This is a genomic window from Dethiothermospora halolimnae, assembly GCF_037577855.1.
Lineage (GTDB): Bacteria > Bacillota > Clostridia > Tissierellales > VENL01 > Dethiothermospora > Dethiothermospora halolimnae.
In genome coordinates this window covers 14,191-37,563 of the sequence record NZ_JBAKFX010000016.1, presented here as the reverse complement: position 1 = coordinate 37,563, position 23,373 = coordinate 14,191, and the positions used below count along the sequence as shown (strand labels likewise).

The following is a 23,373-nucleotide window of genomic DNA, read 5'->3' as shown; positions in this document are numbered from 1 at the left end:
TTATCCTATGTTTCTTAAAGAATTTATAATAAAAAAAGACATAAACCCTTTATTGGTTCATGTCTTTATTCTTCTTCCTCCGGTAAGGCATCTTTTCTTGATAAATTTATTCGACCTTGTTTATCAATTCCAGTTACTTTTACTAATATTTCGTCATCAACTGATAGTACATCTTCCACCTTTTCAATTCTTTCTTTAGCTATTTTAGATATATGAACTAAACCTTCTTTTCCATTTAATATTTCAACAAAAGCTCCGAAGGAAACTATTTTTACTACCTTACCTAAGTAAATTTCTCCTACTTCAACTTCCTTTACTATATTTTCAATTATCTCTTTTGCTTTATTTCCACTGGCAGTATCTTCCGATAGTATCATAACTTTACCATCATCGTCTATATCTATTTTTACTCCAGTTTCATCTATTATTTTATTTATCATCTTTCCTCCTGGACCAATGATATCTCTAATCTTGTCTGGATTAACATTCATAGATATTATTTTAGGTGCATAAGGAGACATCTCAGGATTTGGTTCAGAAATAACTTCTTCCATTTTATCTTGTATATATAATCTACCCTTATTAGCTCTACTTAGCGCTTCTTTAAGTATTTCTCTATCTATTCCTTTTATTTTTATATCCATTTGTATAGCAGTTATTCCCTTTCTAGTACCAGCAACCTTAAAGTCCATATCTCCTAAAAAGTCTTCCATTCCCTGTATATCAGTTAATATAACTACTTTTTCATCAGACTTAATAAGTCCCATTGCTATTCCTGCAACAGAAGATTTAATTGGTACCCCTGCATTTAATAAAGATAAGGTACTAGCACATACACTACCTTGGGATGTAGAACCATTTGATCCTAAAACCTCTGAAACTAATCTTATAGTATAAGGGAACTCTTCTTGACTTGGTATAACCGGTTCTAAGGCTCTCTCTGCTAAGGCACCATGACCGATTTCCCTTCTACCAGGACCTCTTAAGAAACCTGTTTCTCCAACAGAATAGGGTGGAAAATTGTAGTGATGCATGTATCTTTTTGATTCTTCTTCACTTAGACCATCTAATATCTGAACGTCTCCAGCTGCTCCTAATGTTGCTATTGTCATTACTTGAGTCTGCCCTCTATTAAATAATCCTGAACCATGGGTTCTTGGTAATAAACCCACCTCACAAGAAATAGGTCTAACCTCGTCAATTTTCCTATTATCAGGTCTTATACCCTTTTCAACAATAAGTTTTCTAACTTGTTCCTTTGTTATGTTATAAATAACCTCATTAATATCCTTCTCATTTTCTGGATACTTTTCTATAAAGTATTCATAGGTGTCTTCCTTAACCTTTTCCATGTTCTCTTGTCTTTCTAATTTTTCAAAGGTTTGTATTGCTGATTCCATTTTTTCAGTGGCATATTCTCTGATTTCTTTATCTATATTTTTATCTGCCTCAAATACAGTGACGTCCATCTTTTCTTTTCCAACTTCCCCCACTATATCATTAATAAAATCACATATTCCCTTTATCTCCTGATGACCAGCCATTATTGCATCAAGCATAACATCTTCTGGAATCTCATTAGCACCAGCCTCTACCATCATAACTGCATCTTCGGTTCCTGAAACAACAAGGTGCAGTTCTGATTCTTCTCTTTCCTTACTTGTTGGATTAATTATAAGCTCTCCATCAATCAAACCTACACTCACTGAACCTGTTGGCCCATCAAATGGTATATTTGATATGGACAATGCTATGGAAGAACCTATCATTGCAACTATATCTGGGGAACAATCTTGATCCACCGACAACACAGTGGCAATAACTTGTACTTCATTTCTAAATCCTTTAGGGAATAATGGTCTTATAGGTCTATCTATAAGCCTAGAAGTTAATACTGCCTTCTCACTGGGTTTCCCCTCTCTTTTTACGAATCCCCCTGGTATTTTTCCCACGGAGTATAATCTTTCTTCATAATTTACACTTAATGGGAAAAAGTCTATTCCTTCCCTTGGTGAACTGGATGCAGTAGCTGTTACTAATACTACAGTATCACCATATTGTACCAAACAAGAACCTCCCGCCTGTTGAGCAACTTTGCCCGTGGTTACCTTTAGAGGTCTGCCTGCTAAAGTACGACTAAATGTTTTTTCCATAATATACCTCCTGTAATAAAGTTATTGCTATTTTATTATTATATCCTTAAAAATATAAAAATAAAAAGTTTATTAAAACAAAATTATAATTTAATAATTTGTTTCAATAATTATAGCTTAAAAGTTATTTAATAATCCCTCTATTAGTTATTTTTTCCTATAAATCATAAAACAATAGAGCGGGTATACCCGCTCTTATTATTTTCTTAATCCTAATCTAGAGATAATACTACGATATCTCTCGATATCATTATTTTGTAAATAATTAAGTAAACCTTTACGCTTACCAACCATTTTCAATAAACCTCTTCTTGAATGATGATCTTTTTTGTGACTTTTAAGATGCTCATTCAACTTGTTTATCCTATTAGTTAAAATAGCAATTTGTACTTCTGGAGAACCAGTATCTCCTTCATGAGTCTTATACTCTTCGATTATTTGTGTCTTTTCTTCTTTACTTAAATTCATATTATAAAACCTCCTATTTTTTATTCGCCTAAAGCCACGTATACGGCGAGGTTATCGTATACAGAGCAAAAGGTAACTACCACTAAACATTTTATCATATGAAAGTGGGTTTGTAAATGTTTTTTACTTTGAATATCTTACGATCTCAATATCTTTTTTTACCTGTTTTATCAAATCTTCTTTATTATCAAACTTTCTTTCTTCTCTTATAAACTTCTCAAACCTTATACTAATATTTTTATCATATAACTCATTAACAATGTCAAAAATATGGGTTTCTATATTAACCCCCTTATCATTAAATGTTGGATTTTCACCTACATTGGTAATGCTTAAATAGTATTTGTTATCAATCTTTGACCATGTCTTATAAACTCCAAACTTTGGTATTACAAAGTTTGACCTAAGCTTTAGATTAGCTGTAGCAAATCCCATGCCTTTACCTCTACCTCTACCTTTAATAACCTTACCACTAATTTCATAGGGACGTCCAAGTAGAGCATTAGCCTTTTCTATTTTTCCCTGGGATATTAATTTTTTTATTGAAGAACTACTAATAACTTTATCATATTTTTTTACAGGCTCTATAACCTCCACATCAAAATCAAACTCTTGTCCCAATGCTTTTAAGTAATCAGTGTCACCGCTTCCTTTATATCCAAATGTATAGTTAAAGCCCACTATTACTTTTTTAGCATTTAATTTATCTACAATTATATTTTTTATAAATTCTTTAGCAGTCATGGTTTGTATATATTCATTGAAGTTTACCATAAAAAGATTATCTATACCTATTTCCCTTAACAATCTTACCTTTTCCCGATTATCCACCAAAAGATATTCCGTCTTATGACTATCAATGAGATGGGCTATGCTATTATTAAATGTAAATAAAACGTTGGGAATTTTATATTCCTTAGAAGATTCAACTAACCTTTCTAATAAATATTGATGTCCCAAATGTATCCCATCAAAATATCCTAGCCCCACAACAGTTGAGCCTTTCATTTCTTCATTCAAATTTTTTATTAAATTCATAAATATCACCTTTGATATAAAACTTTTTCCATTCTTAATACTATATCATTTTTATAATTTACTATTTTACCTATACCTATAAACTCATTATCACAATAAACTCTAAGCTTAATATCCCTTATTATAGGAACTTTCATGTCTTTAAGTTTTTCTATTGGTATTTTTCCCCCATTAATAATAGTCTTAAAAGCGATTTGGGGTAAATTTATAGAAGGAAAATGTGTTAGTGCAAAGTCCATAGGTATGATCTTATCTTTTAACCTATCACTCTCATAAAATTCTTTTATCTCATCTAAAGTCATGGAATTATCTAAGGTAAAGTTATCAACTTGAGTTCGTATTAAAAAAGACATGTATCCATAAGTTCCTAACCTCTCTCCTATATCATTACATAAAGTCCTTATATAAGTTCCCTTTGAGCATTCCGCATCAAATAAAATCCTATTATTATCTATTGTAATTATATCTAGTTTATATATTTCTACTTCCCTAGGCTCCCTTTCTACAACTTCCCCTTTTCTAGCTAATTCATATAACCTTTTCCCTTTGTGCTTAACAGCAGAATACATAGGAGGGGTCTGTTTAATTTTACCGTTAAACTGTTTAAATACTTCTATTATTTCGGAGTCTTCAACTTTTCTATCAGATGTATCAATAGCTTTTCCATATCTATCTTGAGTATCTGTGGACTTTCCTAGAGTCAACTCCCCCCTATACACTTTCCTTTTGTCCAATAGATATTGTGATACTTTAGTTGCTTTTCCAATACAAATAGGTAGAACACCGGCAGCATTAGGGTCTAATGTACCAGTATGTCCTACCTTTTTAAAGTTTATAGTTCTTCTAATATATCCTACAACATCATGGGATGTCATTCCAGTAGGTTTTAAAACATTAATAATTCCATTCATCATTATCACCTTATATAATTTTGTATTTCTGATAATATTTTATCCCTGGCTTCATCTATCGTTCCTAAAAAGGTGGCCCCAGATGCCTTCTTATGACCTCCACCATTTAAGTTCTTAGCAATTTTAGAAACATCAACATATTCCTTTGATCTCAAACCTATTTTGACTTTATTATTATTAATTTCTTTTAATATACATGCAACTTCAACTGTATCTATATCTCTAACAAAATTAATGATACCATCCATGTGCTCTATTTTAGCACCGCATCTCTTAATCATGGCTTGGGTTATATATATAATACCAATACTATTATTATTATATAATTCTAAATTCTTTAATGTTTCTATAAACAATTTTGCCTTAGATAAGGGGTTATTTTGGTATAACTTATTATTAATATACTCATTATCAATCCCCTTTTTAAGTAAATTAGATGCTATTTCATGGGTATGATATGAAGTATTGCTATACTTAAAACTTCCCGTATCAGTTGATATTGCCATGTAAATACTATTATTTATTTTATGATTAAATTTTAAATTCATTTTTTCTATAAGATCATATATCATTTCACCGGTGGAACTAGCATCAGAGTTGACTAGATTTAGATCGCCAAAATAATTATTACTTATATGATGATCAATATTAATCACTGTTTTAGCTTTATTAGCCAACTCTTTGAACTCTCCAAGTCTATCTTGGTCTCCACAGTCTAAAGTGATAAGTAATTCCACAGGTTTTATTTCATCAAGCTTCTCTATTTCTGATATATTTGATAAAAAAGAATATCTATCTGGTATATCATCGGAAGCCACCATAGTTACACTGCTATCTAACTGCTTTAATGCTTCCCCCAAGGCCAAAAGAGAACCTAAACTATCTCCATCAGGGTTTATATGGGATATTAAGTAAATTTCTTCACTAGCATTAATCTTTTCAATTATTAAGTCTATATCATCATTGAGATTTTTCTTCTGGTTTCTCATCATCGTTCCCACTCTCTTTATTAACCTTATCTATCAATTTAGATATATAAATACCATGTTCTATAGACTCATCTAAGTAAAATAAAGGTTCTGGGGTATATCTTAAGTTAATAGTTTCTCCTATGCCCCTACGAATAAATCCTTTAGCGCTTTTTAATCCATTTAAACTATCTTTTTTTTCTTTTTCATTTCCAAGTACCCCCACATAAATCTTAGCATATCTTAAGTCTCTAGTTACTGTTACTTTTGTAATACTAGTCATAGTAGATATTCTTGGATCCTTTAGTTTGTTAGCAATAATGCTACTTACTACTTTTTTTATTTCTTCTGCAATTCTATTTAACCTCTTTGAGCCCATATACGTCACCTCTTATAATTACTACTTTCTCTCAACTTCTTCAAATATAAAGGCTTCAATTACATCTCCCTCTTTTACATCATTGTAATTTTCTATACCTAGTCCACCTTCATATCCGCTTTGTAATTCCTTAGTATCATCTTTAAATCGTTTTAATGAAGATATTTCTCCTTCATGGATTACTATATTATCTCTTAATAAACGAACTTTAGATTTTCTTGTAATCTTTCCATTCTGAACATATACTCCAGCCACAGTACCAGCATTAGGAACTTTAAAGGTAGCCCTTACTTCTGCTCTTCCTATTACCACTTCTTTAAATTCTGGTTCTAACATACCCTTAATAGCCGCCTCAATATCTTCTATAGCTTTGTATATTATTCTATATGTTCTAACATCTACATTTTCACGATCTGCCAAATTCATAGCCGTAGATGTAGGTCTTACATTAAATCCAATTATTATAGCATTAGATGCAGTGGCTAACATAATATCAGAGTCAGATATCGCACCAACACCACCATGAATAGGGTTTACTCTAACTTCATCAGTACTTAATTTAACTAAAGATTGTTTAACAGCTTCTATTGAACCACTTACATCGGCTTTTATAATAACATTAAGTTCTTTTACTTCACCGTCATTTATTTGATCAAATAAATCATCCAATGAAACATTTTGTTTAGATTTTAGCTGTTCTCTTCTTTGTTTTGCTAATCTACCTTCTGAGATTTCCCTGGCCTTTTTGTCGCTTTCAACTTCATACAAATGATCTCCTGCCACAGGAACATCGGACAATCCTAAAATTTCAACTGGTGTAGAAGGTCCTGCTTTTTTAATCCTTTTACCTGTGTCATCTAGCATGGCACGGATTTTACCATGGGCTGTACCTACCACAACTGCATCTCCTACAGATAATGTCCCTTTTTGAATCAACACAGTTGCCACTGAACCCCTACCTTTATCAAGTTTTGATTCAATTATTACTCCTTTAGCTTTTCTATTAGCATTAGCCTTTAATTCTTGCATCTCAGCTACAAGAGTTATCATTTCTAATAATTCATCTATACCCTCTCCTGTTATAGCTGAAACAGGTACAGAGATTGTTTCTCCACCCCATTCCTCTACTATTAGACCATGCTCTGTTAATTCCTGTTTTACCCTTTCAGGATTAGCTTCTAGTTTATCCATTTTATTTACAGCAACAATTATAGGAACCCCTGCTGCTTTAGCATGATTTATTGCTTCTATAGTCTGGGGCATAACACCATCATCGGCCGCCACTACTAATATTGCAATATCTGTAACTTGGGCACCTCTAGCACGCATTGAAGTAAAGGCCTCATGCCCTGGTGTATCTAAAAATACTACAGGTTTATTATCAACTTTAATTGTTGACGCACCAATATGCTGAGTTATACCTCCAGCTTCTCCCTCTGTAACATGGGTTTTTCTTATAGAGTCTAATAATGAAGTTTTTCCGTGGTCAACATGACCCATAACTGTTACTACAGGAGGTCTTGGTTTTAGATCTTTTTCATCATCTTCAAAATCTAATTCTAAATCCTCTTCTTCGTCATCTTCTTCCACCTCGTTTTGAATAACTTTATACCCATATTCATCTGCTATAATGCCAGCAGTATCAAAATCTATTTCTTGATTTATGTTAGCCATTATACCTAATGATATTAGTTTAGTTATTAATTCGGTTCCATTGACCTCTAATTTATCTGCCAAATCACTAACCACTATATTTTCTTCAATTTCTATAATTTTTGTATCTTCAATTGTATCTTTTTTTACATCATTATTAGTTTCTATATCCATCACTTCCTCATCTTTTTCCTTTGTATCTTCAAATAGTATTTCTTTTAATAAATCTATCTCTTCATCTTCAAGAGTACTCATATGACTTTTTATTTCTAAGTCGAGACTTTTCATATTCTTCATTAACTCTTTACTAGACATACCAAATTCCTTTGCAACTTCATACACTCTTTTCTTTGTCAAAATCGTCACCCCCCAATATTTTAAAGGTGATACTTTAGCCTATTTTATCCATAATTGCCTTAGAAAAGTTCTCATCTAATATTGATATTATAGCCACAATATCTCTACCAATGGCTTGCCCAAGACTTTCCTTATCACCAAAAAACACATACCTTACATTCTTTCTATCACATAGTTTTATAAACTTTTCTTTAGTATTATCAGATGTATCATTAGCTATTATGAGCAATTTGCATTTATTCCTTTTAATAGCTTGATTACATCCATCTTGACCTAATGATACCAAATTAGCTCTTCTTGCTAACCCTAATAAGGAGTATATCTTATTCACTTTCTTTAACTTCCTTTAATAAGTCTTCATATATTCTGTTATCCACATTAGACTTTAGACCTCTATTTAATTTATTTCCTTTTTGAGCTTTTTCAAAACATTTAATGTTAGGGCAAATGTAAACACCCCTACCATTTGCTTTTCCCTTTAAGTCAATGCTAATATCTCCTTCTTTACTTTTAACAATCCTTATTAAGTCAGACTTAGCCTTTCTTTCTCCACAGCCAACACACTTTCTAATCGGTTGTTTCCTCTTCATCTGTATCCTCCACCTCTCTACTCTCTTGTAAAGATTGGCTTTCACTTTTTATATCTATCTTCCAGCCAGTTAATTTAGCCGCTAATCTAGCATTTTGACCTTCCTTCCCTATGGCTAATGATAACTGATAGTCGGGCACTATAACCAATGCCGATTTTTCATCTTCATTAATATCCACACTAATTACATTAGAAGGACTAAGACTATTGGCAATAAAAACTTTAGGGTCTTCATCCCATGTAACAATATCAATTTTCTCTCCGTTTAATTCATCCACTACGGCTTTAACCCTACTGCCTTTAAACCCTACACAGGCACCTACAGCATCCACATTTTCATCGGTAGAATAAACTGCTAATTTAGTTCTTGAACCAGCTTCTCTAGATATACTAAATATATCTACAATCCCATCATGAATTTCTGGCACCTCTAGTTCAAATAATCTTTTTACTAATCCCGGATGGGTTCTAGAAAGAAGAATTTGAGGACCCTTAGTTGTCTTTTTAACCTCTAATATGTATGTTTTAATTCTATCTCCCTGTTTATAGTTTTCATTTTTTATTTGTTCAGTAGGTGGTAGTACCCCCTCTGCCTTACCTAGATTTATTAAAATATTATTTTTACTAATACGCTGAACCTGTCCAGTAATAATTTCAGTTTCTCGATTTATATACTGATCAAACACTATCTCTCTTTCAGCTTCTTTTATTTTCTGCATAACTACTTGTTTAGCAGTTTGGGCAGCAATTCTTCCAAAGTTTCTAGGGGTTACTTCTATTCTTACCACATCATCTATTTCATAGCTACTATCAATGTTTTTTGCATCATTAATGCTAATTTCTAATATATCATCTTCCACATCTTCTACTACTGTCTTCTTAGAATATACTTTAACATCCCCTGTTTCATCATCAACGTTGACCTCAACATTTTGGGAAGAACCAAAGTTTTTCTTATATCCGGAAATTAAAGCTACTTCTAGAGCCTCTAATAGTAAAGCTTTGGAAATACCTTTTTCTTTTCCTATTTCTTCAATTGCTTCAATAAACTCAGTAGTCATCCCGCAAAACCTCCCTTTTAAAATTTAACAGCTAAATTAATTTTAGATATAATATTTCTATCTATCTTAAATTCTTTATCCTGTTCTGTATCTATTGTTACAGTTTCATTATCAAAGTCTATCAGTGTTCCACTGTATCTTTTCTGGTTATTTAAAGCTTTATATAATTGTAGCTCCACTTCATCATTTAAAGCTTTCTCAAAGTCACTATCAGATTTAAGAGGTCTATCTATTCCAGGAGAAGATACCTCCAAAAAGTAGTTTTCTTTTATTGGATCAACTTCATCTAACTTAGCACTTAATTGTTCACTAATTTTTTGACAATCATCTATATTTATTCCCCCTGGCTTATCTGCATATATTCTCAAATATTTGTGAGGTCCTTCTTTTACATATTCCACATCAACAAGTTCGAAATTTAACTCATCAAGAATAGGATGGGCAATTTCTTTAGAAAGCTTTTCAACCTGAGACTTCTTCATAATTATCACCTCCATGTTATACAATATATTTTTTCATAAAAAAAAATTATTATTCTGATATTAAAATCATATACCTATATTGCTTTAAATTATATTCAATTATATAAATACAAAACAATATTTATAATAATAAAACAAATTCAAACCATAGCTATAAGCTTAGCATAATTATATTTTAATAAAGCAAAGAGTGGGGTAATCCCACTCTTTGGTCATTTAGTACCTACTTGTCACAGTTAAGAATACCACATTTCTTATAAAAAATCAAATGCCAAATAAACTTAACTGATTCCTTTCTGATAAGCCTTCTAAACATCCGTGGATCGTTAGTGCCTCTACTACAGTTTTTGTAATCTTACAACGATTTGTCATATCTTCTATAGATATGAACTTACCATTTTCCCGCTCAGTAAAAATACTCCTTGCTGCATTTTCACCAACCCCTTGGAGAGACTTAAGGGGAGGTGTAATCCCGTTATCATCAATTATAAATATATCACTATGGGATTTATATAAATCTACTTTATTGAATCTAAGTCCTCTACAATACATCTCTAAAGCAACTTCAAGAACCGTTAATAGATTTTTTTCCTTTGCAGTTTTATCGTTTCCTAAAGCCTCTAATTCTTTAATCTTAGATCTAATCGCTTCTTCCCCTTTTACGATTAATTGGGCATCAAAATCCACAGCCTTTGTAGTAAAATAAGTAGCATAAAAGGCTTCTGGATAATGCACCTTAAAATACGCAATTCTAAAAGACATCATAACATAAGCCACGGCATGGGCCTTAGGAAACATATATTTTATCTTCTTACATGATTCTATATACCATTCTGGAATACCATTTTCCCTCATATAGCTTTCTTCTTCCTCTGTTAATCCCTTACCTTTTCTTACTTTCTCCATCATAGTAAATGATCTTTTTTTATCAAGACCATTATATATAAGATACATCATTATATCATCTCTAGTAGATATAACTTGACTTAATGTCGTAACTCCATTTCTCACAAGATCTTGGGCATTATTTAGCCATACATCGGTTCCGTGGGATAAGCCACTTATTCTAACAAGTTCTGCAAATGTACTCGGTTGTGTATCAATAAGCATTTGTCTAACAAATTTAGTTCCAAATTCAGGTATACCAAATGAACCGACTTTACTGTTTATATCTTCTTCTGTTATACCTAAAGTCTCAGTACTAGTGAATATCTTCATAGTATCCTCGTCATCTAAAGGTATATTTTGAGCATCTATCCCTGTTAAGTCTTCAAGCATTCTAATTATACTGGGAGTATCATGTCCTAATATATCAAGCTTTAGTATCCTACCACTAATTGAATGATAATCAAAGTGAGTTGTTATAACCCCAGATGATTTGTCATTAGCTGGATATTGGACAGGAGTAAAGTCATATACATCTTTACTTCTAGGTACAACCATTACTCCCCCTGGATGCTGTCCAGAGGTTCTTTTAACCCCGGTACATCCCCTTAATAGCCTACTAGTTTCTGCTTTACTTAATACCGTCTCCTTCTCATCAAAATATTTTTTAACAAAACCATAGGCTGTTTTATCCGCTATAGTACCTATTGTTCCAGCTCTAAATACATGACCCTCTCCAAATAATAATTCTGTATATTTATGGGCCACCGACTGTTCTTCCCCAGCAAAGTTTAAGTCTATATCAGGCTCCTTATCCCCTTCAAAACCTAAGAATACTTCAAAGGGAATATCATGACCATCTTTTATATATCTACTTCCACATTTAGGACAATCTTTTTCCTTCATATCCGCCCCTGAACCTACAGAACCATCGGTTATAAACTCACTATGTTTACAGTCTGGGCAAACATAGTGGGGAGGTAATGGATTTACTTCAGTAATATCACTCATTGTAGCAACAAAGGAAGATCCAACAGATCCTCTAGAACCTACCAAGTAGCCGTCCTCTAGAGATTTTTTTACTAGCTTTTGAGATATTATATAAAGAACTGCATATCCATTGCTAATAATAGAGTTCAACTCCCGTTCAAGTCTATTTTTAACTATATCCGGTAATGGATCTCCATAAATACTTATAGCTTTATTATAGGTTATAGTTCTAAGTTCCTCTTCTGATCCCTCAATAACAGGGGGAAAAGTTCCATCGGGAATGGGTAAAATTTCATCAATCATATCAGCAATCAAATTAGTATTTTCAATAACAACCTCCCTTGCTTTATCTCTACCTAAATAAATAAATTCTTCTAGCATTTCATTAGTAGTCCTAAAGTATAAAGGGGGCTGATTATCTGCATCAGAAAAGCCTTTTCCAGACATTAGAATCCTTCTATATACCTCATCCTCTGGATCTAAAAAGTGAACATCTCCTGTGGCTACTACGGGCTTATGGAATTTTTCTCCTAGATTAACTATTTTTTTATTAATATTTTTTATGTCTTCTGGACTCTTGAGTATTTCCTTTTCTATTAGGAAGTTATTATTTCCTATTGGCTGTATCTCTAGAAAATCATAAAAGTCAACTATCTCTCGAATTTCATTATAAGACTTATTTCTAAGTATAGCCCTAAATAACTCCCCAGCTTCACATGCTGTTCCTAAAATTAATCCTTCTCTATATTTATTTAATACAGATTTAGGAATTCTAGGTTTTCTATAAAAGTAATTTAAATGGGCCTCAGAAACTATCTTATAAAGGTTTTTAAGTCCAGTGTAATTCTTAGCAAATATCATAATATGATATGAATCAGCTGATTTGTAATTTACGTTACCGCTGAAAATAGTATTTATGTCCTCAAGCTTATTAACCCCTTTTTCCTTAATAAGTTCCAACGATTTTAATAGTATATTAGCTGTAGCCTCTGAATCATCAACAGCTCTATGGTGATTTTCCAGTGAAACATTTAAGTGTTTTGCAACTTTATTTAACCTATGACTTTTTAATTCAGTAAATAATTGTCTACTAAGTTGTAATGTATCCAATACTGGATTAGACAATATGATATCTAGTTTTGAAAACTTTTCATTAATAAAACCCATATCAAAGGAAGCATTGTGGGCTACCAATACACTGTCTCCTATAAAATTATGAAATTCTGGAAGAACTTCATTTATAGTAGGCTTATCCTTTACCATCTCATCTGTAATTCCAGTTAGCTTAACGATTTTTTCTGGTATTTTTCTCTCGGGATTTATAAGCTGACTATACTTATCTACTATTTTATTGTTTTTTATCTTTACAGCCCCTATCTCAGTTATTTCATCATGTTTTGGAGATAGTCCCGTTGTTTCTATATCAAAGACAACATATTCACAATCAATAGGCTCATTTCTAAAATTAACTACAACAGGTTTACTATCATTTACCACATATCCTTCTAATCCATATAAAACTTTAATACCATTTTTCCTTGAAGCCTCCATAGCCTCAGGGAAAGCCTGAACAACACCATGATCCGTTATGGCAATAGCCTTATGTCCCCATTTAGATGCCCTTTCTATAACCTTACTTACATTGGTCATTCCATCCATATCACTCATCTGTGTATGGAGATGTAGCTCAACTCTTTTTTCCTTACTATTATCAGTTTTCTCCTCTTTCTCCATTTTTACCATGGACTTACTTATCATTATCAACTCTTTCATAAACTTATCAAAAACTATGTCTCCTTTAACCTTTAAATATAAACCTTCCCTTAAGCTTTCATCTAATATAGGCTGAACCTTCTTATTTGCAAATATCTTAACTGTCATGGAACTGGTATAATCGGTAATATTAAAAGAATATATCTTCCTATTTCCTTTAATATCTCTAACTTCTAAATCAAAAATTTCCCCTTCTATTGTTGCTGTCCCTGTATTAGTATCTATCTCACAAATATCGACGGGCATTTCTTTTATACCTTTTCCAAGGATTATATTAGAGCTAACAGTATTTGTGTTTTTTGTATTTTTTTTGTTTTTGTTTGTACTTCCAATAGCTTTAGATATTGTGGATGAAAAAATTTTCTCTTCTTCTTTCTTCTTCTTTTCATGTATATCATGTAACTCACTATTATCACCGTTGCAAGTTAAACTAACAGGTATGTCAAAGTTAAATTCTTCCTTTAGTATATTAGATATTAGATTGTCAACTTTTTTATTTTTCAGCCATAAAAATCCCGTCTCATTTAAAATGTTTATTTCAAAAGAATTGTCTTTAACCTTGTAGTCAATAGAATTTATCCAAGCAGAACTAGATGGAATATCTCTTTTAATTATATATAATATATTTTCCCAATAGACTTTCATTATTTTTTCTAAATTTAAATCTTCTATGCTATATTTAACTTTTATTTCAATATTTTTAAAATCCCCTAATTTAATTTTCAATTCCTCAGTCAACTTATCTATTAGTTCTTTTTCAATTATATTATCCAATATAATAATAATTTTTAATTGATATTTTTTATTATTAACATAAACTTTATCTATAATTGCATTTCCTAATCTTTTATTATCTATATCAATGTCAATTCTCTTTAGCAATTGACCTAAAATTTTCTTATTATTAGTCATAAGTTTGTTGCCCCCTACTTAAGCTTAGAAACTTTTATTATATCCTCTTGCCTTTGCAATTTATTTATAATATCTAATTTTTTAGTCTTATCTTCCATTTTAATTAACAACTCAATAGAGATAAGTTCATCATCATCATTTTCTTCCAAATCAATGCTAACTATACTTCCTTTAAAACTCCCTATTATTTCACCAATTTTCCCCAGTTGTCCCGGTTTATTAAATGTTGTTATTTTTACTGTCATATAATTTTGTCTAGTTTTCAAGTCTCTTTCAGCTTTATTAAATACTGCTAAGGTTATTAGCACTAAAAATGTGGTAAGAATACCCCCTAAATAAAATCCTGATCCTATGGCAAGACCAATACAAGCAACTGCCCATAGACTAGCTGCCGTTGTTAATCCTTTTACAGTATTACCTTCTTTTATTATAGTTCCTGCTCCTAAAAAACCAATTCCACTAATAACCTGGGCTCCTAACCTATCAGGTTGTAAAGTTGTCTCACCGTTGTATTGATTAAATATATAGATGGAAACTAGCATAACTAAGGTAGAACCCACGCAAACTAATATATGGGTTCTAAAGCCTGCTGGTCGTCTTATACTTTCCCTTTCAATTCCAATTAATCCCGATAATACAATAGAAAGAACTAATCTAATTAGGATTTGCTCTGTAGATAACATTTTACAACTCCTATTCTCCAATAATTAAAAACTTTAAAATGTCCCTATACATTTTTAACCTTTCTGTTGCACCTTTTATTAACCCCATTTTTTCTTCCTTCATAACATGGGTTATATTCTCTAAAGTTACTGATTTTATATTTATGTTGTTTTTTGTAACATGCTTAGTTATTGCTACCTCTATGCCATACCTTGTTATTTCTATATTAGGAATATCATTAAATACCTCTGTTTTTATAGCTCTTTGTCCCGTCAAAAAAGGAGTTAATTTCTGTGCTAAGTCAGTTATAAACCTTCCATTGTCAAAAACCCCTATAGACATATCACATTCATCAGAAATAACCGGTAACAATAATCTGGTTACATGTTCAGATCTAAGACCTATTAGGTCAGCATCAAGAAAAAGCACTATATCTCCATGGGATTTTTCCACACCCCTTTTAACTGCCCCGCCTTTACCAATATTGTTAGATAATTCAACTACTTCAACGTTTAACGATTTAGCTATATCTATTGTCCTGTCGGTTGAACCATCACTAACTACTATAATTTCTTCAATTAGATCTATTTTCTTTATTGTTTTCAGTATATCTCCTATTGTTTCTTCTTCATTAAAGGCAGGAATAATAGCAGTAATCTTATACATAATCTATTCCCCTTTACTAAATCTTATCTATCTCTTTAACGAGCTCATCTAATAGACTTCCCTCACTAACTTTTTTAATTATCTTACCCTTTTTAAATATCAACCCGCAGCCCTTACCTCCAGCAACTCCTAAGTCAGCGTCCCTTGCCTCTCCAGGACCGTTTACAGCACATCCCATAATAGCAACTTTAATAGGCTTATTTATGTGTTCAATTCGTTCTTCTACTCTTTTTGTTAAATTTATTAAGTCAATTTGAGTTCTTCCACATGTTGGACAAGATATTATCTCAATTTTATCTTTTAAAAGACCTAAATTTCTTAGGATTTGTTTTCCTACCTTTACTTCCTGTATTGGGTCCCCTGTTAAAGATACCCTTATGGTATCCCCTATTCCCATAAGCAGTAATGCTCCTATACCAATTGATGATTTTATTGTTCCATTCCATTCTGTTCCTGCCTCTGTAATTCCAACATGGAGGGGATAATTGACCATCTTAGACATTTTCTTATAAGAGTTTACCGTAAGATTTATATCTGTGGCCTTTAATGACAGAACTATATCTTCAAAATTCATTTTTTCCAATATCTTAACATGGTCATAGGCACTTGCAACCATAGAATCTTCATTTACTCCATTAAATTTCTTAATATAATCATCTGAAATAGATCCTGAATTTACACCAATTCTTATGGGAACATTATACTCTTTACATGCCCTTACCACCTCTTCAACCCTATCTTCTGAGCCAATATTCCCTGGGTTAATTCTTAATCCATCCACACCATTTTTTACAGATTCTATTGCTAATCTGTAATCGAAGTGTATATCCGCTATTAATGGTATATTTATATTTTCTTTTATTTCAGAAATCTTCTTTGCTGCATCCATATCTAGAACTGCAACCCTTATTATATCGCATCCAACCTCTTCTAATTTTTTTATTTGATTTATGGTTCTTTTTGCATCCCTTGTATCGGTATTGGTCATTGATTGAACTGTAATCTGTTCTTGTCCACCCACTGCCACGTTACCATAATATATTTTTCTTGTGTTTTTCCTCATTTTAAACCCCCTAAAATAAGTCTAATCGAGCTATATCTTTATAGGTTACAAATACCATAAGGGTTAATAATAAAACAAATCCAATAAAATGGATAAACCCTTCCTTATCTGGATCAATAGGTTTTCCTCTAACTAACTCAATTAATCCAAACATAATTCTACTTCCATCCAAAGCTGGAATAGGCAATAAATTTAAAAATCCTAAGTTAACACTTAAAAATGCTGCCATATATAATACATTTAAAAATCCTACTTCTGCCGCTTGCCCTACTAAGGAAATAACTCCCACTGGTCCTGCAACTTGGTCACTTTTTACTTTACCACTGAATAATTGACCTAAGAAATCAAACATTAATATAATAAAAAATATAATCTTATTAAAACCATACTTAATCGCATCAAATAATGAGTTCGATACTTTAGGATTAAGACCTATATTTTGTTGTTTTCTAATTACTGTCTCCACATTATAGGATAACCTTTCACCATCTCTCAAAACAACAACATTAATATCTTTTCCCTCTGAATTATTAATAACGTTAACTATATCATCCCAGTTTCTAATTTCTTTGTTATTTATTTTGATAAACTTATCTCCCGACTGTATTCCAGCCTTATCTGCTGGCATATCCTTTTGGACTGATTCAATTATTGTTGTTGGTTTTGAGTCGGTAGATTTCGGTGAAATGCCGATCATTTTTTTATCTATTAATTCCGGTTTTACATTAAACTTTAATTTTTTATCATTTCTATTAACAACAACATTTAAGACATTATATTGTTTTTCCGTTGTTATAAAAGAATATTCATCCCAAATATTTATATTCTCACCGTTTATAGATTCTAATATATCACCACTTCGTATCCCTGCTTCATAAGCTGGGGATTTTTCATCGGTGATTAAAATTTCGTTAGTTGGAGCGCCGGAAGATATGGCTATACCAATAAAGATTAAAAGAGCTAAAAGAAAATTCATAATAGCACCGGCAGCAAAAACAGCTATCCTCGCAAATACTGGTATATTATTTATGCTTCTTTCATCGTCAGACTCTTCGTCTTCCCCTTCCATCCTGACATATCCACCTATTGGTAAAGCCCTTAATGTATAATCGGTCTCTCCCTTAGTAAACTTTAAAAGTTTTGGCCCCATTCCTATAGCGAACTCATGAACCTTTACACCTGAAAGCTTTGCTACTGCAAAGTGTCCCCCTTCATGGACTAAAACTATTATAAAAAATACAAAAATCGCAGATATTGCTGTTACCAAAATATACACCACCTATCTATTTATATTGTGATAATACCCTCTTTCTAGTAATACTATCTACATTAAGTATATTCTCCAATGTAACACTAATATTATTATGGTTTGAAATTTCATTTTCAACTATTTTAGGAATATCAGTAAAGTTTATTTTTTCCTCTAGAAATAGACCAACTGCAACTTCATTGGCTGCATTTAATACTGCGGTGGTGGTGCCCCCCTTCCTTAGTGAATCTATGGCAAGCTTTAAGCAAGGGAAAGTCTCCATATCCGGTTTTTCAAAGTTTAAACTTGCTATATTTGTTAAGTCTAATCTTTCTAATTTATTTTCAACCCTATTAGGATATGTAAGGGCATATTGAATGGGTATTCTCATATCATGTATACCCAACTGGGCCATAACACTACCATCTATAAACTCTACCATTGAATGTACTATGCTTTCAGGATGTACCACCACATCTATCTTATCTATGTCTATATCAAACAACCATTTTGCTTCTATTACTTCTAAACCTTTGTTCATTAATGTTGCAGAATCTATAGTTATTTTTCTACCCATGCTCCAATTGGGATGTTTAAGTGCATCTTTTAGACTAACATTTTCAAGATATTCTTTAGATTTTCCCCTAAATGGTCCTCCAGAAGCTGTAACAACCATCTTATTTATATCTCTTTTCTTTTCCCCATTTAAACATTGAAAGATAGCAGAGTGTTCACTATCAACAGGTAAAATATCCACATTATGTTTTTTTGCTTCATCCATAACTAGGGCTCCAGCAGTAACTAATGTTTCCTTATTGGCCAATGCAATAGTTTTTTTAGCTCTTATAGCTTCAATGGTTGGTAGTAGCCCTATCATTCCAACCACTGAAGTTAAAACTATATGAACTGACTCTTCAGTAGCTACTTCTATTAATCCATCCATACCTCCAACTACCCTTGTATCCATATGGGCTATTTTCCCCTTTAGTATTTTCGCTTTATTCTCATCTGCTACAGCAACAATCTTAGGGTTAAACTCATATATTTGTTTTTCTAATAATTCAATATTTTTATTGGCCGATAAAGCTACAACTTTAAACCCAAAATTATTTCTTATAACATCAAGGGCTTGAGTACCTATACTTCCTGTAGAGCCTAATATACTTATTCTTTTCAAATTATCACACTCCAATAAACAGATTTACTAATTATATTAAGTAAGTAACATAATAATATACTATAGGTGCGGTAAACAATATACTATCAAATCTATCAATAATTCCCCCATGGCCAGGCATTATATTTCCATAGTCTTTAACCTCTGCCAATCTTTTAATTCTAGATGCCGTTAAATCTCCAACTTGGGACATAATTGAACATATAATACTTAATAAAGAAAATTTAAGTATATTCCCCAAATTAAAATAATTAACAAAAATTATAGTTAATACTAAACTTCCTATAATTCCAGCAATAGAGCCTTCTATACTTTTTTTAGGACTTAAATTAGGACATAGTTTTCTCTTTCCAAAATTTACTCCAATAAAATATGCAAATGTGTCGGTTCCAAAAGCAATAATAAAGATTAACCATATTAATTTACTATCATTGATAAAAGCTATATGATAAATAAAAAAAACAACATATATACCAGAAAAAATTGTACTAGCCACATCTAATACAGTAGTATTTTCCCTAAAAACAAGCATACTAATAACCGATATAAAGTAAACAAAGAGAATCAATTGAGTTAACTCGATTCTGTCTATTGATACTATTAGAAAAAAGGCAAGGGCTAATAAATAATTAAAGCCCATAAATAATTTTTCATTTTTATATTTACTTAATACTCCATTTATCTCATATAGTCCAATCAACGATATAAGTAATACACCAATATTAAGAAATGTTCCTCCCTTGGTAACTATAATTATTAATATTAATAGACCTATTATACCACTAATTATTCTTTTAAGCATAGTATCCCCCTTTTAAATCCCACCGAATCTTCTATTTCTATTTTGATAGTCAATTATAGTTTTATACAAATATTTTTTAGAAAAATCAGGCCAATAAATATTAGGAAATGAAAACTCTGTATAGGCAATTTGATATAATAAAAAATTACTTATTCTCAGTTCCCCACTGGTTCTTATAAGCAGGTCTGGATCCGGTTGTTTCCCAGTATATAAATAATTTTTAAATGTTTCTTCATCTATATCATCTATAGATATCCTATTTTCTTCTACATCCTCTATAATCTTTTTAGTAGCTCTAATTATTTCATTTCTTCCTCCATAGTTTAAAGCAATATTTAAATTAAGGGTATTATTGTTTTTAGTTTTTTCTATAGCTTTAATAACCTTTTCTTTTGGTAATGAAGGAAGTCCTGTTAAATCTCCTAAAACAGTAATCTTTACATCATTTTCATGTAATGTATTAAGTTCTTTATCTAAATATTTAACCAGTAATTTCATCAAAGAATCTATTTCGTCCTGTGGTCTATTCCAATTTTCAGTGGAAAAAGTATAAAAGGTCAGATGTCCAATCCCTAAATCTCCAACAGCTTTTACAACTTCTTTTACCCTTTCAACCCCTGCCTTATGACCTGCTGCCCTGGGTAAAAATTTTTTCTTAGCCCATCTGCCATTACCATCGGTAATTATAGCAATATGACTTGGCAACCTTTCCATATCAATTTTATTTCTAAGTACATCTTCTTTTTCTAAATCATCATTATTTTGAAACATACTATTACCTCCAAGGTATAATCACTAAAAACCCCTTCTTATATAAAAGAAGGGGGATTAAAAATATCCTACAAATACATCTATACTATTATTTCCTTTTTTTACATTTAAAATACGACCTTCTTTAAGGTTAACATCTAATTTCTTATTAGTTCCTCTAAGCTCAAAAATATTAACTGGTTGTTTAAGCTGTGATGTAAGTATCTCTATACCTTTTTCTACTTTATAACCGATTACATCAATGTCCTTCAACTATCTTAAACCTCCATTAACTCTTCTTCTTTTTTATCTCTAATTTTATCTATTTCTTCTATATATTTATCTGTCAACTCCTGAACTTTATCTTCTCCTTGTCTTAAATCATCTTCAGTTATTTCTCCAGACTTCTCCATTTTCTTTAATGCATCATTTGCATCTCTACGCTCATTTCTTATGGCAACTTTAGCATTCTCAGTTGTTTTCTTAAGTCCTTTTACCAGATTTTTTCTTCTTTCCTCAGTTAATTGAGGAATTATCAGTCTAATTACTTTTCCATCTGACGACGGATTAAGACCTAAGTCAGCTATCTGTATAGCTTTTTCGATATCAACCATTGCATTTGTATCATATGGCTGTATAACCAGTGTCCTGGCTTCAGGAGCAGATACATTTGCTATCTGTCTTAATGGAGTAGGTGTGCCATAATATTCCACCATAACTTTGTCTAATATAGCAGGATTAGCCCTTCCTGCTCTAATTGACTTTAAATCTTCTGTAAAAGCTTTAACAGTTTTTTTCATTTTTTCCTCAGCTTTCTTATGAGCTTCTAAATACATAAAATCACTCCTCTTTTATAAAAGTACCTATTTTCTCACCACTTATTACTCTAACAATATTACCAGGGTCATCAATACCAAACACTATTGAAGGTATTCCATTGTCCATACATAATGAAGTTGCCGTTGAATCCATAACCCCTAATCCCATATTTAATATATCTATATACCTTAACTTATCAAACTTCTTAGCATTAGAATTTTCACGGGGATCAGAGTCATATACTCCGTCTACTCCTTTTTTTCCTAATAATATAACATCAGCTTCTATTTCTGCAGCTCTTAGTGCCGCTGTAGTATCTGTGGAAAAGTATGGATTTCCTGATCCAGCAGCGAAAATTACTATTCTACCTTTCTCTAAATGTCTAACTGCCTTACGCCTAATATATGGTTCTGCTATCTGTCTCATTTCAATAGCTGTCTGAACTCTAGTCTTAGTCCCAATATTTTCTAGTGCATCTTGTAATGCCAGTGAGTTAATTACTGTACCTAACATCCCCATATAGTCAGAAGTGGTTCTATCCATTTCCCTAGCACTTATTCCTCTCCAGAAGTTTCCACCACCTACTACTATAGCTACCTCTACTCCTAAGTCTTGAACCTTCTTAACTTCTGATGCTATTTTATTAATTGTATTTTCATCTAGTCCAAAACCTTTATGTCCTGATAAAGCTTCTCCACTTAATTTCAATATAATTCTATTATAGTTAGGTCTACTCATTAAAACACTCCTATTATTTAAATATTCTACATCTAATAAAAAATTCCTTTATTTAATGAATCTAATTATAATAAACTACAACTTGTTACTCAAATGGAGAACACAGGGTGTTCTCCATTTAGAATTTATTGATTCATTTGCTTTGCAACTTCTTCTGCAAAGTTTTCTTCTTTTTTCTCTAGTCCTTCTCCTACCTCAAACCTAACAAATCTTCTTATTTTTAAGTTTTCACCGATTTTAGCTATTTTATCCTTCAATAATTCTTTTATTACTTTATCAGGATCTTTAATAAATTCTTGCTCTAATAGACAAATCTCTTTATAGAATTTCTCAATCCTTCCTTCAACCATTTTTTCAACTATATGTTCTGGCTTACCTTCATTAAGTGCCTGTTGCTTTAATATTTCTTTTTCTTTATTTATCTCTTCTTCAGGAACGTCTTCCTTTGCAACATATTTAGGATTTTGTGCTGCAACTTGCATAGCCATGTCCTTAACAAATTGTTTAAACTCATCATTTTTAGCAACAAAATCTGTTTCACTATTAACTTCTATTAGTACACCTATTCTACCACCATGTATGTATGACTCTACAATACCTTCAGCAGCAACTCTTCCTGCTTTCTTCTCGGCCTTAGATAGTCCCTTTTCTCTTAATAATTCTACAGCTTTATCTATATCTCCATCTGTCTTTTCTAACATCTTTTTACAATCTAGCATACCTGCACCTGTACGTTCTCTTAAATCTTTAACCATAGCAGCTTTTATAGCCATTTAATCCGCCTCCTTAATAATATTAGTAAATAAAAAAGGTAAGAGCAGTAAGGG

At 31.7% G+C, this 23,373-nt stretch carries 23 protein-coding genes; all 23 read right to left on the bottom strand.

What is annotated here, in order from left to right:
• Nucleotides 1-65 precede the first annotated feature (65 nt).
• Nucleotides 66-2,153 (bottom strand): polyribonucleotide nucleotidyltransferase, encoded by a 2,088-nt coding sequence (locus V6137_RS08520; RefSeq protein ID WP_425447487.1) that lies wholly within the window; start codon nucleotides 2,151-2,153, stop codon nucleotides 66-68.
• 198 nt (nucleotides 2,154-2,351) lie between these two features.
• The gene (gene rpsO / locus V6137_RS08515; RefSeq protein WP_425447486.1) at nucleotides 2,352-2,621 is read right to left on the bottom strand and encodes a 30S ribosomal protein S15; all 270 of its coding nucleotides are present in this window, start codon (nucleotides 2,619-2,621) and stop codon (nucleotides 2,352-2,354) included.
• A gap of 123 nt (nucleotides 2,622-2,744) precedes the next feature.
• Entirely contained in the window at nucleotides 2,745-3,659 is a 915-nt protein-coding gene (locus V6137_RS08510) for a bifunctional riboflavin kinase/FAD synthetase (RefSeq protein WP_425447485.1), read from the bottom strand.
• 5 nt (nucleotides 3,660-3,664) lie between these two features.
• Nucleotides 3,665-4,570 carry a tRNA pseudouridine(55) synthase TruB gene (gene truB, locus V6137_RS08505; protein WP_425447484.1) on the bottom strand — a complete coding sequence of 302 codons (906 nt, stop codon included), beginning with the start codon at nucleotides 4,568-4,570 and terminating at the stop codon, nucleotides 3,665-3,667.
• A 5-nt stretch (nucleotides 4,571-4,575) separates the two neighbouring features.
• A complete protein-coding gene (locus V6137_RS08500) occupies nucleotides 4,576-5,559 on the bottom strand; it encodes a DHH family phosphoesterase (protein WP_425447483.1) in 984 nt (327 codons plus the stop codon).
• On the bottom strand, nucleotides 5,531-5,917 hold the full coding sequence (gene rbfA, locus V6137_RS08495; protein ID WP_425447482.1) for a 30S ribosome-binding factor RbfA: 387 nt from the start codon (nucleotides 5,915-5,917) through the stop codon (nucleotides 5,531-5,533). The genes V6137_RS08500 and rbfA overlap by 29 nt, the downstream gene beginning before the upstream one ends.
• A gap of 21 nt (nucleotides 5,918-5,938) precedes the next feature.
• The gene (gene infB, locus V6137_RS08490) at nucleotides 5,939-7,930 is read right to left on the bottom strand and encodes a translation initiation factor IF-2 (RefSeq protein ID WP_425447519.1); all 1,992 of its coding nucleotides are present in this window, start codon (nucleotides 7,928-7,930) and stop codon (nucleotides 5,939-5,941) included.
• Between the two features lie 31 nt (nucleotides 7,931-7,961).
• Nucleotides 7,962-8,258, bottom strand: a complete 297-nt coding sequence (locus V6137_RS08485; RefSeq protein ID WP_425447481.1) for a L7Ae/L30e/S12e/Gadd45 family ribosomal protein — start codon at nucleotides 8,256-8,258, stop codon at nucleotides 7,962-7,964.
• Complete coding sequence (gene rnpM / locus V6137_RS08480) at nucleotides 8,251-8,517, bottom strand: RNase P modulator RnpM (protein WP_425447480.1); 267 nt, start codon at nucleotides 8,515-8,517, stop codon at nucleotides 8,251-8,253. Before rnpM ends, V6137_RS08485 begins: the two co-directional genes overlap by 8 nt.
• The gene (gene nusA / locus V6137_RS08475) at nucleotides 8,495-9,577 is read right to left on the bottom strand and encodes a transcription termination factor NusA (protein WP_425447479.1); all 1,083 of its coding nucleotides are present in this window, start codon (nucleotides 9,575-9,577) and stop codon (nucleotides 8,495-8,497) included. Before nusA ends, rnpM begins: the two co-directional genes overlap by 23 nt.
• 17 nt (nucleotides 9,578-9,594) lie before the next feature.
• Complete coding sequence (gene rimP / locus V6137_RS08470) at nucleotides 9,595-10,059, bottom strand: ribosome maturation factor RimP (protein ID WP_425447478.1); 465 nt, start codon at nucleotides 10,057-10,059, stop codon at nucleotides 9,595-9,597.
• A gap of 264 nt (nucleotides 10,060-10,323) precedes the next feature.
• On the bottom strand, nucleotides 10,324-14,619 hold the full coding sequence (locus V6137_RS08465) for a PolC-type DNA polymerase III (protein WP_425447477.1): 4,296 nt from the start codon (nucleotides 14,617-14,619) through the stop codon (nucleotides 10,324-10,326).
• 14 nt (nucleotides 14,620-14,633) lie between these two features.
• Nucleotides 14,634-15,302, bottom strand: coding sequence for an MgtC/SapB family protein (locus V6137_RS08460; RefSeq protein ID WP_425447476.1), 669 nt, complete (start codon nucleotides 15,300-15,302; stop codon nucleotides 14,634-14,636).
• A 10-nt stretch (nucleotides 15,303-15,312) separates the two neighbouring features.
• Entirely contained in the window at nucleotides 15,313-15,948 is a 636-nt protein-coding gene (locus V6137_RS08455) for a glycosyltransferase family 2 protein (protein ID WP_425447475.1), read from the bottom strand.
• A gap of 16 nt (nucleotides 15,949-15,964) precedes the next feature.
• Nucleotides 15,965-17,011, bottom strand: a complete 1,047-nt coding sequence (ispG, locus tag V6137_RS08450) for a flavodoxin-dependent (E)-4-hydroxy-3-methylbut-2-enyl-diphosphate synthase (RefSeq protein ID WP_425447474.1) — start codon at nucleotides 17,009-17,011, stop codon at nucleotides 15,965-15,967.
• 10 nt (nucleotides 17,012-17,021) lie between these two features.
• The gene (gene rseP, locus V6137_RS08445; RefSeq protein WP_425447473.1) at nucleotides 17,022-18,278 is read right to left on the bottom strand and encodes an RIP metalloprotease RseP; all 1,257 of its coding nucleotides are present in this window, start codon (nucleotides 18,276-18,278) and stop codon (nucleotides 17,022-17,024) included.
• Between the two features lie 16 nt (nucleotides 18,279-18,294).
• A complete protein-coding gene (locus V6137_RS08440; RefSeq protein WP_425447472.1) occupies nucleotides 18,295-19,437 on the bottom strand; it encodes a 1-deoxy-D-xylulose-5-phosphate reductoisomerase in 1,143 nt (380 codons plus the stop codon).
• 31 nt (nucleotides 19,438-19,468) lie between these two features.
• Nucleotides 19,469-20,239 carry a phosphatidate cytidylyltransferase gene (locus V6137_RS08435; RefSeq protein ID WP_425447471.1) on the bottom strand — a complete coding sequence of 257 codons (771 nt, stop codon included), beginning with the start codon at nucleotides 20,237-20,239 and terminating at the stop codon, nucleotides 19,469-19,471.
• 12 nt (nucleotides 20,240-20,251) lie between these two features.
• Entirely contained in the window at nucleotides 20,252-21,010 is a 759-nt protein-coding gene (locus tag V6137_RS08430) for an undecaprenyl pyrophosphate synthase (RefSeq protein WP_425447470.1), read from the bottom strand.
• A 57-nt stretch (nucleotides 21,011-21,067) separates the two neighbouring features.
• Entirely contained in the window at nucleotides 21,068-21,262 is a 195-nt protein-coding gene (locus V6137_RS08425) for a hypothetical protein (protein ID WP_425447469.1), read from the bottom strand.
• A gap of 5 nt (nucleotides 21,263-21,267) precedes the next feature.
• Nucleotides 21,268-21,825, bottom strand: coding sequence for a ribosome recycling factor (frr, locus tag V6137_RS08420; RefSeq protein WP_425447468.1), 558 nt, complete (start codon nucleotides 21,823-21,825; stop codon nucleotides 21,268-21,270).
• A gap of 4 nt (nucleotides 21,826-21,829) precedes the next feature.
• Nucleotides 21,830-22,546 (bottom strand): UMP kinase, encoded by a 717-nt coding sequence (pyrH, locus tag V6137_RS08415; protein WP_425447467.1) that lies wholly within the window; start codon nucleotides 22,544-22,546, stop codon nucleotides 21,830-21,832.
• 125 nt (nucleotides 22,547-22,671) lie between these two features.
• A complete protein-coding gene (tsf, locus tag V6137_RS08410) occupies nucleotides 22,672-23,319 on the bottom strand; it encodes a translation elongation factor Ts (protein WP_425447466.1) in 648 nt (215 codons plus the stop codon).
• Between the last annotated feature and the right edge of the window lie 54 nt (nucleotides 23,320-23,373).

Coding starts and splice junctions, on each gene's coding strand:
- V6137_RS08460 (WP_425447476.1), bottom strand. CDS start 15,302: ATGTTATCTACAGAGCAAATCCTAATTAGATTAGTTCTTTCTATTGTA.
- rimP (WP_425447478.1), bottom strand. CDS start 10,059: ATGAAGAAGTCTCAGGTTGAAAAGCTTTCTAAAGAAATTGCCCATCCT.
- ispG (WP_425447474.1), bottom strand. CDS start 17,011: ATGAGGAAAAACACAAGAAAAATATATTATGGTAACGTGGCAGTGGGT.
- V6137_RS08465 (WP_425447477.1), bottom strand. CDS start 14,619: ATGACTAATAATAAGAAAATTTTAGGTCAATTGCTAAAGAGAATTGAC.
- V6137_RS08455 (WP_425447475.1), bottom strand. CDS start 15,948: ATGTATAAGATTACTGCTATTATTCCTGCCTTTAATGAAGAAGAAACA.
- rbfA (WP_425447482.1), bottom strand. CDS start 5,917: ATGGGCTCAAAGAGGTTAAATAGAATTGCAGAAGAAATAAAAAAAGTA.
- V6137_RS08520 (WP_425447487.1), bottom strand. CDS start 2,153: ATGGAAAAAACATTTAGTCGTACTTTAGCAGGCAGACCTCTAAAGGTA.
- V6137_RS08430 (WP_425447470.1), bottom strand. CDS start 21,010: ATGTTTCAAAATAATGATGATTTAGAAAAAGAAGATGTACTTAGAAAT.
- V6137_RS08510 (WP_425447485.1), bottom strand. CDS start 3,659: ATGAATTTAATAAAAAATTTGAATGAAGAAATGAAAGGCTCAACTGTT.
- pyrH (WP_425447467.1), bottom strand. CDS start 22,546: ATGAGTAGACCTAACTATAATAGAATTATATTGAAATTAAGTGGAGAA.
- rpsO (WP_425447486.1), bottom strand. CDS start 2,621: ATGAATTTAAGTAAAGAAGAAAAGACACAAATAATCGAAGAGTATAAG.
- tsf (WP_425447466.1), bottom strand. CDS start 23,319: ATGGCTATAAAAGCTGCTATGGTTAAAGATTTAAGAGAACGTACAGGT.
- V6137_RS08435 (WP_425447471.1), bottom strand. CDS start 20,239: ATGCTTAAAAGAATAATTAGTGGTATAATAGGTCTATTAATATTAATA.
- V6137_RS08500 (WP_425447483.1), bottom strand. CDS start 5,559: ATGAGAAACCAGAAGAAAAATCTCAATGATGATATAGACTTAATAATT.
- nusA (WP_425447479.1), bottom strand. CDS start 9,577: ATGACTACTGAGTTTATTGAAGCAATTGAAGAAATAGGAAAAGAAAAA.
- frr (WP_425447468.1), bottom strand. CDS start 21,825: ATGTATTTAGAAGCTCATAAGAAAGCTGAGGAAAAAATGAAAAAAACT.
- rnpM (WP_425447480.1), bottom strand. CDS start 8,517: ATGAAGAGGAAACAACCGATTAGAAAGTGTGTTGGCTGTGGAGAAAGA.
- truB (WP_425447484.1), bottom strand. CDS start 4,570: ATGAATGGAATTATTAATGTTTTAAAACCTACTGGAATGACATCCCAT.